This window comes from Streptomyces sp. NPDC003691, from assembly GCF_053981115.1.
Genome location: NZ_JBSFNQ010000015.1, coordinates 100,388 through 114,599, shown reverse-complemented (window position 1 = coordinate 114,599; position 14,212 = coordinate 100,388). Strand labels below are relative to the sequence as shown.

The following is a 14,212-nucleotide window of genomic DNA, read 5'->3' as shown; positions in this document are numbered from 1 at the left end:
TGGTCGCTGGGCAAGGTCTCCGGGCTCGCGGGGGACACCAGGCTCGTGGGTGGTCCGGGGTTCGAGTCCCTGGCGGCGCACGCACCGCAAAGCCCCTCGCCATCGGCGAGGGGCTTTGTCGTTCCCGAGACCGGCGCCGGGGGCCGAAAGTCGCCGGTGCGCGAGCGCCACGGGCGCCGGTGCGCGGAGCACGGGGCCCGGAACCCGTACCGCGGGCGGATCCACCGGGGACGGACCCTGGGCCGTTTCTGACAAATGGCGTCGTCCGCCCGGAGGGCGGGGCCTGCGGCTCCCCCAGCCCTGCGGCTGGGAGGTGCCCCCAGTGCGTGCAATCGCAAGGCGGAGGGTTTTCCTCGTACTGGACGTACTTGGGAAATCCCGACAACGCTGGGGGTCCCCCCGTGCCCGCAGGGCACAGGGGGAGAGTGTGCGTGCCGGGCGTCGCGGGCCAGACGGAATTTGTCAGACACGGCCTAGGCCGGGCCCGGCCGCGGACCTACAGTGGCAGGGCAGACCGGCTGTTCGGATTCCGGTTCCGGTTCCGGTCGCGCGCCACGACCGCTCTCCGCCCTCCCGCTCGGGTGCCGGGCTTCTCCCGCAGCCCGCGCCCCCCGCGGTCGAGGACCGGCCCGGCAGGTGGCCCCCCAGGGGAGCGTGCCCGCCGGGCCCGGTCGTGCTCCGTACGGCGTCGGCGGCGCGGCATCCACGTGAGGGACGGACGATCCCGGCGCTGCTCGCCGCGCCCGTGGACCCGTGTCAGTGGCGCGCGGACCGCTCTCCGGTCCCGGCCCCGCGGCGGCGGTGCGCGCCCCGTACGGCGACGACGACCGCGGCCACCCCGGCGAGGACCAGCCCGATCACGGTGTGCGCGGTCCCCGGCCCGGCACTCTCGGCGGTGGGCCCGTCGACCGCGGTCTCCACCGGTCCGGTGCCGTCGGCGTTCCCCGTACGGTCACCGGTGTCCACCGCGCCGCGGGCCGCCACGAGAACCCCGGCTTCGGGACCCGCCTCCGGTGTGAGCAGGGAGGGGACCATCGGCGCGGCGGCCGGGATCCCCGCCCGTACGGACTCCTGGGCGGAACCGGCGGCGGGCTCCGCGGGCGCGAGGACCAGGGCGGCCGGCGCGGCGGCCAGGACGGCGGCAACCCCGGCCGTACGGAGTGCGATCGCTGCTGCACGCATGGTGACACCTCCTGCTGGCCACAGCGTCACGCGTCCGGCGCGGTTCCGCATCCGCACCGCCGGGTCCGGTGCGGCCGCCCCGCCCCCGACGTGCCACGACACCGCGGAGGCGGCAAGGCATCCGGGTGACGGGCGGGGGCGGGCCCAGCAGTACGACAGGGCGGCCCGGGCGCCCGGCCGGGGCCGGGGAGGGGAAGCCCGGGGGCCGCCGACGGTCGCTCAGACGCGCTCGACGAGGTCCGCGATGGAGTCGACGATCGTCGACGGCCGGAACGGATAGCGGTTGATGTCGGCGGGGGTGGTCACCCCGGTCAGCACCAGGAAGGTCTCCATCCCGGCCTCCAGACCCGCGAGGACGTCCGTGTCCATCCGGTCGCCGATCATGGCGCTGGTCTCGGAGTGGGCGCCGATGGCGTTCAGTCCGGTCCGCATCATCAGGGGGTTCGGCTTGCCCGCGAAGTACGGGTCCTTGCCGGTCGCCTTGGTGATCAGCGCGGCGACGGATCCGGCCGCCGGGAGCGGGCCCTCGGTGGAGGGACCGGTCTCGTCCGGGTTGGTGCAGATGAACCGGGCCCCGCCGTTGATCAGCCGGATCGCCTTGGTCAGCGCCTCGAAGGAGTACGTCCGGGTCTCGCCTAACACCAATCGAACATAGTTCGGAGCTAACCTGCTTCAGATAGCAGGAAGAGGAACAAGCAAGACATGGCGATACTAGTCGGCGGATACGCACGCATCAGCGACGTGGGGGAACTGGGAGACGGCCGCGATGGCAAGGAAGGCGTCACCCGCCAGCAGGACGACGTACACGACATTGTGAGGGTCCGCTCTCTCACACTGCACCGCATGTACGTCGACAACGACCTCTCGGCCTACAAGCGGCGAGTCATCCGCCCCGACTACCGGGAACTCGTCGATGACCTGGAGGCCGGGGTGATATCTGGCCTCGCGGCTTACAACATCGACCGCGTGACGCGGCAGCCGCGAGAGCTAGAGAAACTGATCGACATCTACGAGGACGCCCGGCGCCCCATGGTGTTCGCCACAACCGCCGGAGACTACGACCTCTCGACCCAGGACGGTCGCTTCAACGCCCGGCTGTACGTAATGATCGCGAACAAGTTCTCGGCGGACGCCGCCCGCCGTGTCGCTCGCCAGAAGAAGGCCGACGCGATGCAGGGCAAGCTCCACAAAGGCGTGGCCCCGTTCGGCTGGAACGATGACGGGACTGTCAATCCGGCCGAGGCCGCGATCATCCTCAAGGCGCATCAAGACTTCCTCAAGGGGAAGCTCCAAGGCGAGGTGCACGCCGAGTGGGTCGCGCTTGGGGTGCGCAGTCGGCAGACGCCACCCGGCCGGAACATCAGCTATACGTCGGTGGGGTACATCGTCACAAACCCTCGGCTGTGCGGGTTCCGGACCTACGTGCCGCAGGCGGAACGCGAGAAGCGCGGGAGGCTGGATCTAAGCGAATTCCTCCTGGAGCGGTCCGACGGCACGCCGGTCATCGGGGACTGGGAGCCCATTTGCACCCCCGAACAGTGGCACGCCGTGTTGAGCGTGCTGAAGGCCCGGAAGCTGAGCGGGCACGGCAGGAAGAAGGGCACAACGGTCACCAAGCGTCTGCTGACCCGGCTGGCGCGGTGCGGCACGTGCGGTGGCGGCTTGCAGTCGATGGTGTACGCGCGTGGCACGGTGAGCTACGAACGCTACGGGTACTTCTACGCCTGCGTGAAGGCCGCCGGGGGGTGCGGAGGGGTCTCTCGCTCAGGCCCCCCGGTCGAGGCGCTCGTCGAGGCGGTGTTCCTGGAGCGGATGCGGCGAATCGCCGGGAACAAGCAGGTCGGTCAGCCCCAGATCAATCCGGAACTGGTCGCGGCACGCGCACACCTGGACCAGGTGCACGCGGAGATCTTGGAGGCGCGTCAACTCCGGGAGTCCGGCGAATTCCCGCTGAAGGAGTTCGTGCGCGAGATCAAGCGGCTCGACGAGCTCCAGAATTCCCTGGAGACCGAGATCTCGTCGATGAACGCGGCAGGCATCGAGACGGGGACCACGGCGGCTGAGCGCATCATCCGGGAGTGGGAGACGTACACGGTCCCGATGAAGCGGGCGGCCTTCGACCGGTTCATCGAGGCTGTGGTAGTCCAAAAGCAGGCCCGGGGTGGGAACCATGCGTTCCGTCCGGACCTGATCGACGTGGTCTGGAAGTAGGGAGGTCAGTCGCCGGGTGTGAGTCCGAATCGGGCACACACCCAGGCGACATCCTCCGGGGTCGGGGGCGGGGCCTTCGCGAGCATGGCCTCGACCCACTCTTCCGTAGTCATGATCACCTTGGCCCTAGTCCGGTCTAGGCCGCGCAGAGCGCGGAGCGCTCCTCGTAGACCCGCCGGGACTGCCGGGTGAGATGCCACATTCCGTGATCACAGCCGTAGACCCGGTTCTCACGCATCACGGGATGGCCTCCCTGCTGGCGCCGGGCCTGCCTGTCGCGCTTGGCCTGAGCCCGGCCAAGGGCCTTCTCGGCTGCCCGCCGGTCGAGGAATCCTCGCTTGACGCCGCAGGCACACGGGCGGAAATCGACGGTCTTCATCGTGGTCACACCTTGAGATAGTGGCGGGCGTCGCGGGTGAGCAGGCTGGAGTTGCCGGCGATCCGCAGGTAGGCGCACGCAGTCGCATAGTGGATGCCGAGCCACTCGGCGACGGCGCGGCGGGCGGTGCGCGGGTCCCGGGCGTGGGCGATGGCGTACAGCTCGACGACGGCGGCTATGAACTCGTGGTGCACTCGGCTGGGGTCGTAGCGGGCTTTGCACTTGGCGAGGGCGGGTTTGGCTTCAGGGGGGATTTCGTACATGTCGCCCTGCTTTCCTGGTCTTGTGGGGTGCTACGTGGCGCGGAACTTGGGGCAAGGGCACGTGGGTATGTGGCAGGCCCCCCGGGCGGCGGAGGCGGCGGAGTGCGTGAAGGGGGCGTGGCCGCAGTCGGGGTCGAAGCAGTAGCCCTTCCAGCCCTTGCGGCCGTCGATGTTGGCGAGCATGGCGCCGGGGCTGTAGAGCTTGACGATCTTGCCGGTGCCGCCGAAGCCCATCTTCGAGGCGAACGTCTTGGCCTCGGCTTCGCTGGCGAAGGGGCCGAAGTTGAGGCCGCGGTGCCCGTCCTTCCAGGTGTGGACGAGGGCGAACCAGTCCCTCATCTGGAAGATCTCACCAGCTTCTTTGATGACCGCGTTCGCCAGGTGGCCGGCGCTCTCGAAGGTGGGGTCCTCCAAGAGCGCCGCCACTGCGGATCTCTCCTCCTTGCGGGGGGTGATCCTCACTCGGCCGCCGGGGAATCGATCAGGGCGAAGAGGCGGTGGTGGAGTGCCTCCAGCGTCCGGCGCTCGCATTGGGCGCCGATGTCGTTGACGGTGTTGCGCACCTCTTGCACGAGGGCCTGGCCTTCCACCACAGCACTTTCCTTACGGCTCAGGGTCTTACGACCTCCTGCGTTCTGGTCATAACTTAACATCTGGTCCTACGTTGACACAACGCTGAGGCTAGGCCACGGACCGGCGGAGGTGCTTGGTGTCGGGGCGAGTGCGGCGGCCTGGTCGCGCCGCATGTCGTGGATGTTGTTGTCGGGTATGCCTGGATGGGATTGCTCAGCGAGGAACAGCACGTCGGGAGCGCCGCTCGTGCCTATGTCCGATGGGTTCTTCTGCCCCTCGTGCCAGTCGTGCCAGAAGGGCAGGGTGGCGAGGGCCCGGCGGGCGTCGTCGAGGTCTGAGCCGTTGACGATGAAGCGGAAGGGTGCTTCTCCGTCGGCGTGCCCGGAGGCGGCGTAGGTCAGGGTGAATGCCTGGCCCGGGACGGGTGGGCCAGTCAGGGCTTCGAGGCGGGCCGCGAGGTCGTCGAGGAAGTCGCTGGCCTCGATTGCGTTGTCGGTGCGGGTCTCGTCGTAGGCGGCGTACTGGGTCTCGTCGACGGTGCCGTCCGGTGTCATGAAGCGAGCAAGGGCGGCGCGGTGCCGGTCGGCCATTTCTGTGTGCTGTGTCAGCAAGGTGTGGATCTCGCCGATGAAGTCGGTGGTCACGGGTCATCCTTCTCAGCTGTCGATCAGCCGGGTCAGTCCGGGCGACCGGACGCGGCCTTCGCACACGTCGCAGTCGCAGGTGTGCAGGCAGATGCGGCACGCGGGTTTGTCGCAGTACGGATCAGGGCCGTGCCAGGTGTGGGAGGGGTCGGGGTCGGGACAGTTCCATGTGCCGCAGCTCCGGTCCCGGGACCATGTCGGGTACACGATGTGCTCGCGCTGTCCGATGAGTCCGTGGACCAGGGGGACGCCGGGGCAGGCGAAGCGGGAGAGGCTGGCGCTCTCTTCGCTCAGGAAGGCCGCTCGGCATCGCGTGCACTGGAGGCGGCCTTCAGGGCGGCGGCGCAGATGGTGTCGCTTCACTTCCGCTTGGCGAGGAGCTGCTCGAAGGCGTCCTCGGTCTGGAGGTGGTGCCGGCGCTTCTCCAGGTGGGTGACGCGGTCCTGGAGTCCCTGGATCTTCCGCTCGATCATGCGGATGTCGGAGTCCGTCTTGTCGTAGCGCATGTGTCGCTCCCGGCGCGCGAAGTCCTCAGCCTTCTTGTGGGCGAGTCCGCTTACGCGGTGGTGCCATGCGAGGGCGTAGATCACCTGTCGCGTCTTGGCCTGGGTGCCGCTGGGAGCGGGCTCTTCGTAGATACCGCTGAGGTCGGGGCGGCGGACGGTGAACCTGGTGTCCGGCGTGTCGAGGGTGACTCCGCCCACGAGAGGTACTCCGTTGACTTGAAGTGTCCCTTCGGAGCAGCGGGGGAAGTGGTGACGCTCGCGCCTCCCGTAGTAGATGCGCAGGGCAGACGGGATGACCTCGTAGGCGACCTCGTCGGGGATGCCGTACGGCTGGGAGGAGAGGACGGGCTCGTGAAAGGCGGGCTCGATCACGACGGTGCCCTCAATGCGGCGTCCGGCAAGCCGGTAGACGGTGGCCCAGGGGCGGTCTTCAGGGTCGTCGAGGCGTTCGACTGTGACGGGGCCGGACTCGATGGTGACGGTGTGCATGTGGGCTCTCCTCTGGGTGGGGCCCGCCCTGCCCGCGAGGAGCGCGGGCGGGCCGTGATCGGGGTGGGTCAGGCGCCGTAGCAGGCCCGGACGGGGATGCCCTCGGCATTGGCGTGTTGGATGCAGTTCTCGGCGCACTCGGTGAAGAAGGCGAGGGCATTCTCGGCGGCCTCGTCCGCAGTGCCGGCGAACTCGTAGCGCGGGTTCTGCATGGGGAGCAGCTCCCGGCCGTCGAACATCAGGTAGAGGTTCTGGCCGCTCCAGTAGATCCGCCCTCCGCCTCCCGGGTTGTTCGAGTTCTGCTCGTGGAGTACCGCGTCGTCGGTGATGCCTCGCTCGACGCGGACCCGGACCGTGGCGCCGTCCGAGAGGGTTACGCGGTCGGTGCAGGTCTTCATGTCAGCTGCCCTTCGAGGCGTTCGCAGAGCAGGCCGTTCCGGTCGACGGCCCAGGTGTGGCCGGGGTTCGTCCAGAAGTCCAGGTCGGGGTCTATGTGAGAGCCACAGCTTGAGCAAGCGAACTCTCTGGAGGGCACGGCATGGAGGGGTCCGGCGCCGCAGTTGCACCAGGCGTGGAAGTGTTCAGGGACGTAGGTGTTCACGCGGGGCCACCTCGGCGGGCGGCGAAGGCGCTCAGCGCATCACGGGCTTCAGCGCGGGCGTAGGGGCCCCCATAGAGCCCCCAGGAGTTGTCGACCATGTCCCACGCTCCCGCGGAATCGTCTGGATCCTCATCGCGGGTCCAGTCGACGCGCTCCTCGACGGCGAAGCCCCACACGTCACCTGCGCGCCATGCTTCGTACTCCTCCATCTCCGCTTCGATGTACGCCTCGGAGAGGAGTCCACGGTCCAGGTCGAAGATTTCCGGGCCGGTCATGTACCAGAGGGAGCGCGGACCCTTCTCCGGTGCGGACTCCAGGACGATGCCGCCGTGCATGATCGACACGTAGCGGGTGAAGGTGTCCACGCCGTTCCAGCGGTTCCACTTCAGGCGCTCCCAGGCCCAGGCGAGCGGTCCGCCGTCCGGGTCGACGGGCGGGTACTGGTCGAGGTGGGTGTCGATCGTGATGACGTGGGCGACCGCGTCGTGGCGGGGGTTGGGGGCGTTCTTGTCGCGGATCCGGCGGACGCGGAAGCGGCCGTCGTCGGTGGTGGCGAGTACGGACTCGGACACGAGATCTCTGGTCATGGGTCAGACCGCCGCGTGGTCGTTGATGTCGTAGACCGTGCGGTCGTTGACACGCATGTCCGTGAGCTCGATCTTTTCGATCCAGTGGTCCTCGTTGTTGTTGAGCCAGTCCTTCAGTGCGTCGGGGTCGCCCAGCAGGGCGTCCGCCTCGGCGGCGTCCACCTCGATGTCGGTGTTAATCGTTCCGAGGGTGACCTCGTTGAAGTCGAAGCTGACGCGGATGGTGCGGGTGTTGCTCATGGTTGGTGTCCTTCGGTTCAGGCGGTGAGGGCGGAGCGGGCGTCGGTGTCCCAGGCGGGGATGGCAAGGCGGAGTTCGAGGTACCGCTCGGCCCGCTTCTTGGCGCGGCGGGCCCCGGAGAACTCACAGCCCTTGTGGCGGCGCGGAGGGGCGGGGTTCTTGCCCGTGCGTTCGCGCATGTGGCTGGGGTAGGGCTCGATGTCGACGGAGCACAGCAAGCAGTGCAGGGCCCAGCGGTGTTCGCTGCCGGGGTAGCCCTGGTGCACGCCGACGCATCGGGTGCGGGTGCAGCCTTCGGGTTCGTCGACCGGCTCGGTTCGGGTGGTGTATCCGAGTTCGACCGCGCGCAGCCAGGCGGCGGCGAACGAGTCGCGGTTGCGCTTGACGTTGGGCAGGAAGGAGGAGAGGGACGGTCCGGCGGTCATGTTGGCCTTTCTCAAGAGTTGGGAGATCAGTTGCCGTTGGCGCGGTCGAGGGCTTCGTCGGCGTGGTCGGTGAGGATTCGGCGGGCGGTCTCGTGCTGCCGGTACTCCCCCGCCATCCGGGCGAGGGTTGCCCCGTAGGCGCCGAGGTATCCGACGTATGAGCCGAAGTCCAAGGTCACGGCGTGCTTCATGTCGGCGTCGATCTGCGCCTTCTCTGCGGTCAGGGCGTCGTGGTCGTGGATGCTCTTCACAGGGGTGTCCCAGGTCCAGGGGGAGTCGGGGGCGGGGAGGTAGCCGAGGGTGCCGGCGGAGTCGACAGCCCAGACCTCGCCGGGGTCGAGGACGAGATCGCTGGCGGTGATCTCGGAGCGGCAGTGGTCGCAGCGGAAGAGTCCGGCGACCGTCACCCCGAAGGGGGCTTTGCTGCACTCGGAACAGATGATGGTGATCACGGGTAGCCTTTCCGGGCGGCCCCCTCCCTCTCCCTGTGGGAGGGGGCCGTGCGCGTCAGGAAGTGGTCTTGAAACCGTCGCGGCACGTGATGTGCGTGGTGTCTCCGACCAGGGCCCAGCAGTCGTGGTGGCCGTCGTATTCGCCCCACGGGACGCGGCCCTCGGTCTTCATGCGCTCGGTGAACGCGGGGGTGGGTGTCGGTTCGGCGGGCTTCGGCGGATGGTCGGCGCCCACCTGGGCGGCGAGGAGAACGGACAGGGTGGCGGCGAGTCCGGCGGCGGTGGCGCGGAGGAGTTTCACTTGCCCTCGCTCCCTTCGAGCAGCGCGAGGATCTCGGCGCAGGCCGCGTACTCGCCGGGGCTGACGTAACGCCACTCCTTGTCGGGGAGCATCTCGACTGGCAGGGACAGGGCCAGGCTCTCGGCGGTCTCGGAGAGGTTGAGGAGCGTGTACCACTCCTGCGTGCCGGGGTCGTAGTCGGTGCGCCACTGGGTGATCTCTCGCGTGGCCTTGAGCACGTCGGCGACGAGGTTCTTGATCCTGTCGAACGCGATCGACTCGGTGTTCCGGATGGACGGCATCATGTGAGCGTCTTTCGGTGTGGGGGCCGCCCCTGCTCTCCCTGTGTGCAGGGGCGGCCGGAAACGGGGGAGGCAGTCAGGCGGAGAGGGCTCGTCGTCCGACGACGCGGGTCTGACCGAGGTCGGCGCGGTTGGCCGCCGCGCGGCCCTCACCGGCACCGCTTACGCCGCGCGCCAACCTGCCGCGCGACCGGATCTTGGGGTACGCGCTCGTGAAGCGCGCCTGAACGACGGCCTGGCGGTCAGCGACAACCAACTCGGCGGAACGGCCGGAAGCAGCGGGCGAAGCTTCCTGCCGGGTGCGGGCTTCAATCTCCAGGAGCCGTTCATTGATCCGGAGGATGAACCCAGCGAGCCACGACTTCCGATAGGTGACCGCGCTCTCGCCGTACGTAGGGCGGGCATTTCTCACGCCGTTGAACATCTGGAGGAGGAGCGAGGTAAAGAGAATCTCTGTGCGATCGAGATCGGACTCGTAACCGAATAGGTGGACCTCCGATCCATCCTTACCCTTCTTCAGGGTCACGCACCGGCAGTTGAAGGCCATCGCGATGTACCTGAAAAGGATTCGCCGGTCTTTCTCGTACACGCCTTTGATGGTGATGATGCGGTCACCGGGGCGGTCGAGGTTGGGGTCGGAGTCGGCGAGCATTGCTCGCTCGATCCCGTACTTCGCCATCAGCTCAGCGGCCTTCGCGAAGTAGGATTGGGCCTCTTCCGGGGTAGTCGCCGGGTCCTCCGCTTTCGCGAGGAGGGCTCGAACCTTGGCGAGCTTGCCGTCTTCAGGCATGGAGGTGTTCATTTCACTGCTTTCGGAAGTTTGATGGGAACCGGGTATCGCGCAGGGCGGCGGGCACAGCCTGCCCGGCCTCAGGCTGTCGCAAGAATCGCGGCAGCTATCGATTCACCCAGGTAGAGACTCACGGGCATTGCGATCCCAGCAGTCTTCAGCGGTTGTCCGCCCTGGGTTTGGGGGGCAATGTCTTCGCGAACAATGCGCATGGGGCGCCTTGGGTGGTGCGCTTCAATGTGAAATCCTGGAGGCAGGCGGTCAAGCCATTCACTGTTGGCTGCGATGGGCTCGGCGCGGGAGATGCCTCCGAGGCGCGCGGGGCCACGGGCCGCGCCGGTGTATGCCCACTCAGACCAGAAGACTGGTTTCCATTCCCCCGCCCGGTCGTCGGACGTACGCGAAAAGTGAGATTCCGAGGATTCGGCGCTGAGGTGTTCACTACTCACGCGCACGGCCGTGCCGTTTTTTCGGAATCTGTAGGTTCCTGGGGCGGCGATTCCATCCGGGCACTGCACGCCCGACAGGAGGGAGATGTCCCACATGACGCACTGATCAGTCAAGAACTGATTGGTCACGTATACCTTTTCCGGTCGAATCATTAGGTCGTACAGATTCTTCATGGATCCTCGTTTCTTAATTCACTTCCGATCGGCGCCGCCAGGGGCAGTCAGGTGCTGATCAGGTCCCAGCCGCCCATGATGTGGGCAATGGCAATGGCGTCGATGTGGGCTTTCGCCGCAGCCTCGCGCTCCGCATACGCGGGAAAGTCATACGTCACGGTCAGCTCGGCAAGGGGTTCGTGCGCCAGGGCTGCGAAGAGCCCCGCTACTAGCACGTCGCCGAATCGAAGGGTGAGAGAGTGCGCGCCGCCGTCTGAGGAGCGGAAGGCAATTTGATCGTCGGGCTTGATCATGATTGAGGTCACTTTCCGAAAGGGCCTCCCTGCTCTCCCTGTGCGCAGGGAGGCCCGGGGCGGGATGGTCAGACGGAAGGGGTGCGGAATGCGTCACGCACAGCGGTGAGCTTCAATTTCAGCTCGGCGCACCCGTCTGCGTTCGTCGTCGCGCGGCTGCACTCCCAGGCCCAGATTTCGCCATAGACCTTGTCGTCCGGGTTGCTGGCGAGCAGGCTCTCGGCCCGGTTCTTCTCGGCCAGGTCGTACGCCTCGCGGCGGACCACGGCCCCCAGAAGCGCTTCCCAGTGCAGCGCGATCAGCTCGGCGTCGTCTATGTACGGCCAGGAGACGGCGTGGTGCAGCCCGGCCGCGAGATCGGCACGCTGGTGGTACTCCTCCGCCCTGTCCGGAAGGTTGCTGTCCTCGGCCTTGCGTGCCAGCAGGCGGAACTCCTGGCGGTCGTACGACAGGGCGAGGCAGTAGATCGCGGAGTACGGGGCCAGGGTGCCGGCGGCAGCCGTCACCGCGGATTCGGTGTGGGTGTTCATGTGTCCTCGTGTTCGTGTGAGTGGTGCTGACGCTGGTTGGCTCGTCAGAGGGCAGGGTCCGCCTGCCGCTGACGCCCCGGAGGGGGCGTTTCGCCTTTGGTCAGGAGTGGGGGCGCCGGGTCATGGAGTGGGCGGTCGTGTGGTCCCTGGATCGCCCGGCGTTGGCGCGGAACCCATGGCGGCCGTAGAAGCGGCGGAGGCGGTGCACGCTGGTGGCGCCGAATTCGGTCGTCGGGGTGCCGGACATGGTCACGGCCTGGCGGTCCGCCTCGGCGGTGAGGAGTTGCATCACTCGCGTCCCGATGCCCTGGTTGCGCAGGTGGCGTGGGACGACCAGCTTGTTCAGGGTGAGGTGTCCGGCGGAGTCGAAGGCGATCCAGATGTGGACCTGTGGGGCCTCGGCCGCTATCTGCGCACGGAGGGGGGCGAGCCAGTCGGGGGCGAGGTTGGTGTACCCGGGCTTGAGCATGAGCTGTGCCTGCTTCTGGTGAGGACCGCGCTCTCACGTCCGGCGCAAGAGCGCGGCTGTCGGGCTGTGTGTCAGGCGCAGAGAAGCGGCGGGGTGATCAGGGACATCTCTCCCTCGACTTCCTGAACGGAGATGCCGTGGGGCTCCCAGAAGCCGCACTCCGGGTCTTCTCCGCACGGGCAGTCGCGGCGGGCGGTCTCGACAAGGGCCGCAGCGCCATCACGGGCGAAGTCCAGGGCGGCGCCCTCGCGGTCGAACTCGGTCTCCTCGTGGTGGTCGTAGGTGACGATGTACCGGTCACGTCCAGCACGCTGGACTTCCCACACTCCGAGCAGATCGGCGGCCTCGTTCCAGACACGGACCTCGTACGGCCGGGCAGTAGACATGTGTCCTCGTATTCGCAGGCAGGGGCCGCCCCCGTGGGGAGGCAGGAGACGGCGGCGGATCAAAGGGAGTCAGGCGGGAATGAGGGCGGTCTGCCCGGGGATCTCGTTGCGCATGAAGGTCCGGCCGAGATCAAGGAAGTGCAGGTCGCGGCCCAGGTCGTACGCACGCCGTGCGTCGTCCAAGTCCACGTAGCCGTCGGGCTCGTTGTGTTCCAGCTCCCACAGGTCATCGGAGGCGTGCTCGACGATGCCCCTGTGGTCCTCTTCGGTGTCGCAGGGGAAGTGCAGCCGTATGTCTTCCAAGACCGCGTCAAGGCTGGCCTCGAACGTCTCGCGGCGCTGCTCGTAATAGTCGTCCTCGTCGAGGAACGGGTGATCATTCTTGATGTACTCGGCGAGGGCGACGGCCGTACGGAACGCTGCGGTGTAGGTGCGGGTCCCCCGGCAGTCGCCTTCGCAGTCCTGCCCAAGGCAGAGCTCTGCCGTGGACTCCAGCCGGGCGATCAGGGCCGGAGGCAGGAAGACGCGCGCCTTGCAGTAGGTACACCGCTGCTCGGCGTCCTCGGCGGTCGCCTCCCGCTCATAGAAAGAGGCGTCGAAGCAGTCGAAGCATCGGAAGTCATTCGCCCGGATGAGAAGGCCGGTCGCCCGGCCGTGGGTGCGCTCGCGGTCATCGAATCGGTGGCGGACCTCAGCAGAGGCGTCACACTCAGGCGGGCACTCCTGTGCATGTCCAGGGCAGTCATCCGGGCAACCGCCCTCGTAGACCTGGACGTAGAGCTGTGCCACATCCCAGGCGCTGGACCCACCACCACACTCGTACACCTGCTCATCCGACACCTCCGTGTCGGTGCGACCCTCGTCAGCAGCCGCCCGGATCAGGCAGCGGGCCCCCTCAACGTTCGACTTGTCGCCGATCCATCCTTCGTTGTCCCTGTGCCACCACATCAGCTCGATATGTGTGGGCACGTCCTCCCGATGCGGCCCTGTGAACCACGACGGCCAGGAGCGGGTGTAGTCGCCGAGGAGCGAGGCATACCGGGCAAGAACTTCATCGGATGGCGCATCTGGCTTGAGCATGTGACCGAACCTTTCCGATCTGGTCTTAACTTAACACTTGCTGCGGATTCGCCGCTACCTAGCCGGTCCGGCGGAACATCGCCCCCATCGAGCCGTAATGCGCTCCCACATGGACTGGCCAGCGCTGCGATCTCATTTCGCAACCCCAGGGCCATGACCCGCGACGGGCGCCCCGACCCTCAGGCCGTTCCGCTCGATGTGGTCTTACCTTAACACTCTGTCCGGAGGATTCCGCAACTCCCTTGCGAGCGATGCGCCTTCACTGTCCGGATCGCACCGCCGCCCGGCCCGTTCCCGGCCCGTTCGCTGCGGTGTGGTCATAACTTAACACGCCATCGGGGGGAGAGCGCAAGTCAGCGGCACCGGCCCCGCCGGTTCCTCAGCCTCTGCGCGCGCGTACATGCGAGCACCGGACAGAGCAATGGCCCCCTATGCGGACATACGCCGCGATTGCCGTGCGCGTGGCGCAGCGGCGGAGGGGGTGGGGGTATGACCCCCGAAGGGCGACCTCCCCGACCACCAGGTCTTAGCAGCTCTGGTTCTGCCACGGTTCCAGGGTTCGTCAGTCCAGCGGCGAACTGAAGAGAAGACGGTAAACCCGCAGGTCGCAGCCCTGGCGAGGGCTTGTTGCAGCGGCGGGCGACTGCAAAGAATGAGGTGTTTCACCTACTGCCCGCCCTGCCGGCTGTGGGGCGACAGTCGAGCCTGAGCAACGCGACGGCGAAGGGGAGGGCAAGGGGGCAAGCCCTGGTGCAGCGGCGAGCGGGAGTGTCCGCGAGGGCAGGCCGCAAGGCTTTCGGGCTTCACCTTCACCCCCCGGAGGGGGGCATCTCCCCGCAGGCCCTTGCCTTTGCGTAAGCCGCCTTCGCCTGTCGCCCCCGGAGGGGGGCGCCCTGCCGAAGACCCC

The 14,212-nt window shown here is 67.7% G+C and carries 24 protein-coding genes; 1 reads left to right on the top strand and 23 read right to left on the bottom strand.

Annotated elements, in window-relative coordinates:
- Window positions 1–756 precede the first annotated feature (756 nt).
- Together ACWDR0_RS10565 and ACWDR0_RS10560 are read right to left on the bottom strand one after the other, a co-directional pair.
- Window positions 757–1,182 (bottom strand): hypothetical protein, encoded by a 426-nt coding sequence (locus tag ACWDR0_RS10565; RefSeq protein ID WP_456351263.1) that lies wholly within the window; start codon window positions 1,180–1,182, stop codon window positions 757–759.
- A gap of 219 nt (window positions 1,183–1,401) precedes the next feature.
- Entirely contained in the window at window positions 1,402–1,824 is a 423-nt protein-coding gene (locus tag ACWDR0_RS10560; protein ID WP_456351262.1) for an HAD hydrolase-like protein, read from the bottom strand.
- A gap of 60 nt (window positions 1,825–1,884) precedes the next feature.
- Here ACWDR0_RS10560 and ACWDR0_RS10555 point away from each other — a divergent pair, with 60 nt between their 5' ends.
- Window positions 1,885–3,393 carry a recombinase family protein gene (locus ACWDR0_RS10555; protein WP_456351261.1) on the top strand — a complete coding sequence of 503 codons (1,509 nt, stop codon included), beginning with the start codon at window positions 1,885–1,887 and terminating at the stop codon, window positions 3,391–3,393.
- A gap of 136 nt (window positions 3,394–3,529) precedes the next feature.
- Here ACWDR0_RS10555 and ACWDR0_RS10550 read toward each other — a convergent pair whose 3' ends face one another.
- From ACWDR0_RS10550 to ACWDR0_RS10450, 21 genes are all read right to left on the bottom strand, one after another.
- A complete protein-coding gene (locus ACWDR0_RS10550) occupies window positions 3,530–3,772 on the bottom strand; it encodes a hypothetical protein (protein WP_456351260.1) in 243 nt (80 codons plus the stop codon).
- Between the two features lie 5 nt (window positions 3,773–3,777).
- Window positions 3,778–4,035 (bottom strand): hypothetical protein, encoded by a 258-nt coding sequence (locus ACWDR0_RS10545; RefSeq protein WP_456351259.1) that lies wholly within the window; start codon window positions 4,033–4,035, stop codon window positions 3,778–3,780.
- Between the two features lie 30 nt (window positions 4,036–4,065).
- Window positions 4,066–4,461 carry a hypothetical protein gene (locus ACWDR0_RS10540; protein WP_456351258.1) on the bottom strand — a complete coding sequence of 132 codons (396 nt, stop codon included), beginning with the start codon at window positions 4,459–4,461 and terminating at the stop codon, window positions 4,066–4,068.
- A gap of 32 nt (window positions 4,462–4,493) precedes the next feature.
- Entirely contained in the window at window positions 4,494–4,628 is a 135-nt protein-coding gene (locus ACWDR0_RS10535; protein ID WP_456351257.1) for a hypothetical protein, read from the bottom strand.
- Window positions 4,629–4,694: 66 nt separating this feature from the next.
- Complete coding sequence (locus tag ACWDR0_RS10530; protein WP_456351256.1) at window positions 4,695–5,252, bottom strand: hypothetical protein; 558 nt, start codon at window positions 5,250–5,252, stop codon at window positions 4,695–4,697.
- Window positions 5,253–5,264: 12 nt separating this feature from the next.
- A complete protein-coding gene (locus tag ACWDR0_RS10525) occupies window positions 5,265–5,615 on the bottom strand; it encodes a hypothetical protein (RefSeq protein WP_456351255.1) in 351 nt (116 codons plus the stop codon).
- Window positions 5,612–6,247: a hypothetical protein gene (locus ACWDR0_RS10520; RefSeq protein WP_456351254.1), complete on the bottom strand. Its 636-nt coding sequence runs from the start codon at window positions 6,245–6,247 to the stop codon at window positions 5,612–5,614. Before ACWDR0_RS10520 ends, ACWDR0_RS10525 begins: the two co-directional genes overlap by 4 nt.
- A gap of 68 nt (window positions 6,248–6,315) precedes the next feature.
- Window positions 6,316–6,645 carry a hypothetical protein gene (locus ACWDR0_RS10515; protein ID WP_456351253.1) on the bottom strand — a complete coding sequence of 110 codons (330 nt, stop codon included), beginning with the start codon at window positions 6,643–6,645 and terminating at the stop codon, window positions 6,316–6,318.
- Window positions 6,646–6,844: 199 nt separating this feature from the next.
- The gene (locus tag ACWDR0_RS10510; protein ID WP_456351252.1) at window positions 6,845–7,435 is read right to left on the bottom strand and encodes a hypothetical protein; all 591 of its coding nucleotides are present in this window, start codon (window positions 7,433–7,435) and stop codon (window positions 6,845–6,847) included.
- A 3-nt stretch (window positions 7,436–7,438) separates the two neighbouring features.
- Complete coding sequence (locus tag ACWDR0_RS10505) at window positions 7,439–7,675, bottom strand: hypothetical protein (RefSeq protein ID WP_456351251.1); 237 nt, start codon at window positions 7,673–7,675, stop codon at window positions 7,439–7,441.
- A 17-nt stretch (window positions 7,676–7,692) separates the two neighbouring features.
- Window positions 7,693–8,100: a hypothetical protein gene (locus ACWDR0_RS10500; RefSeq protein WP_456351250.1), complete on the bottom strand. Its 408-nt coding sequence runs from the start codon at window positions 8,098–8,100 to the stop codon at window positions 7,693–7,695.
- A 26-nt stretch (window positions 8,101–8,126) separates the two neighbouring features.
- Window positions 8,127–8,552 carry a hypothetical protein gene (locus tag ACWDR0_RS10495; RefSeq protein ID WP_456351249.1) on the bottom strand — a complete coding sequence of 142 codons (426 nt, stop codon included), beginning with the start codon at window positions 8,550–8,552 and terminating at the stop codon, window positions 8,127–8,129.
- A gap of 55 nt (window positions 8,553–8,607) precedes the next feature.
- Complete coding sequence (locus ACWDR0_RS10490; protein ID WP_456351248.1) at window positions 8,608–8,853, bottom strand: hypothetical protein; 246 nt, start codon at window positions 8,851–8,853, stop codon at window positions 8,608–8,610.
- Window positions 8,850–9,137: a hypothetical protein gene (locus ACWDR0_RS10485; RefSeq protein ID WP_456351247.1), complete on the bottom strand. Its 288-nt coding sequence runs from the start codon at window positions 9,135–9,137 to the stop codon at window positions 8,850–8,852. The genes ACWDR0_RS10490 and ACWDR0_RS10485 overlap by 4 nt, the downstream gene beginning before the upstream one ends.
- A gap of 73 nt (window positions 9,138–9,210) precedes the next feature.
- Window positions 9,211–9,936 carry a DUF2786 domain-containing protein gene (locus tag ACWDR0_RS10480; protein ID WP_456351246.1) on the bottom strand — a complete coding sequence of 242 codons (726 nt, stop codon included), beginning with the start codon at window positions 9,934–9,936 and terminating at the stop codon, window positions 9,211–9,213.
- Between the two features lie 68 nt (window positions 9,937–10,004).
- Entirely contained in the window at window positions 10,005–10,547 is a 543-nt protein-coding gene (locus tag ACWDR0_RS10475) for a hypothetical protein (protein ID WP_456351245.1), read from the bottom strand.
- A gap of 47 nt (window positions 10,548–10,594) precedes the next feature.
- Complete coding sequence (locus ACWDR0_RS10470) at window positions 10,595–10,840, bottom strand: hypothetical protein (protein WP_456351244.1); 246 nt, start codon at window positions 10,838–10,840, stop codon at window positions 10,595–10,597.
- A gap of 68 nt (window positions 10,841–10,908) precedes the next feature.
- Window positions 10,909–11,370: a hypothetical protein gene (locus tag ACWDR0_RS10465; protein WP_456351243.1), complete on the bottom strand. Its 462-nt coding sequence runs from the start codon at window positions 11,368–11,370 to the stop codon at window positions 10,909–10,911.
- A 100-nt stretch (window positions 11,371–11,470) separates the two neighbouring features.
- The gene (locus ACWDR0_RS10460) at window positions 11,471–11,839 is read right to left on the bottom strand and encodes a GNAT family N-acetyltransferase (protein WP_456351242.1); all 369 of its coding nucleotides are present in this window, start codon (window positions 11,837–11,839) and stop codon (window positions 11,471–11,473) included.
- A gap of 71 nt (window positions 11,840–11,910) precedes the next feature.
- Window positions 11,911–12,225 carry a hypothetical protein gene (locus tag ACWDR0_RS10455; protein WP_456351241.1) on the bottom strand — a complete coding sequence of 105 codons (315 nt, stop codon included), beginning with the start codon at window positions 12,223–12,225 and terminating at the stop codon, window positions 11,911–11,913.
- 69 nt (window positions 12,226–12,294) lie between these two features.
- On the bottom strand, window positions 12,295–13,305 hold the full coding sequence (locus tag ACWDR0_RS10450; protein ID WP_456351240.1) for a hypothetical protein: 1,011 nt from the start codon (window positions 13,303–13,305) through the stop codon (window positions 12,295–12,297).
- Window positions 13,306–14,212: the final 907 nt, after the last annotated feature.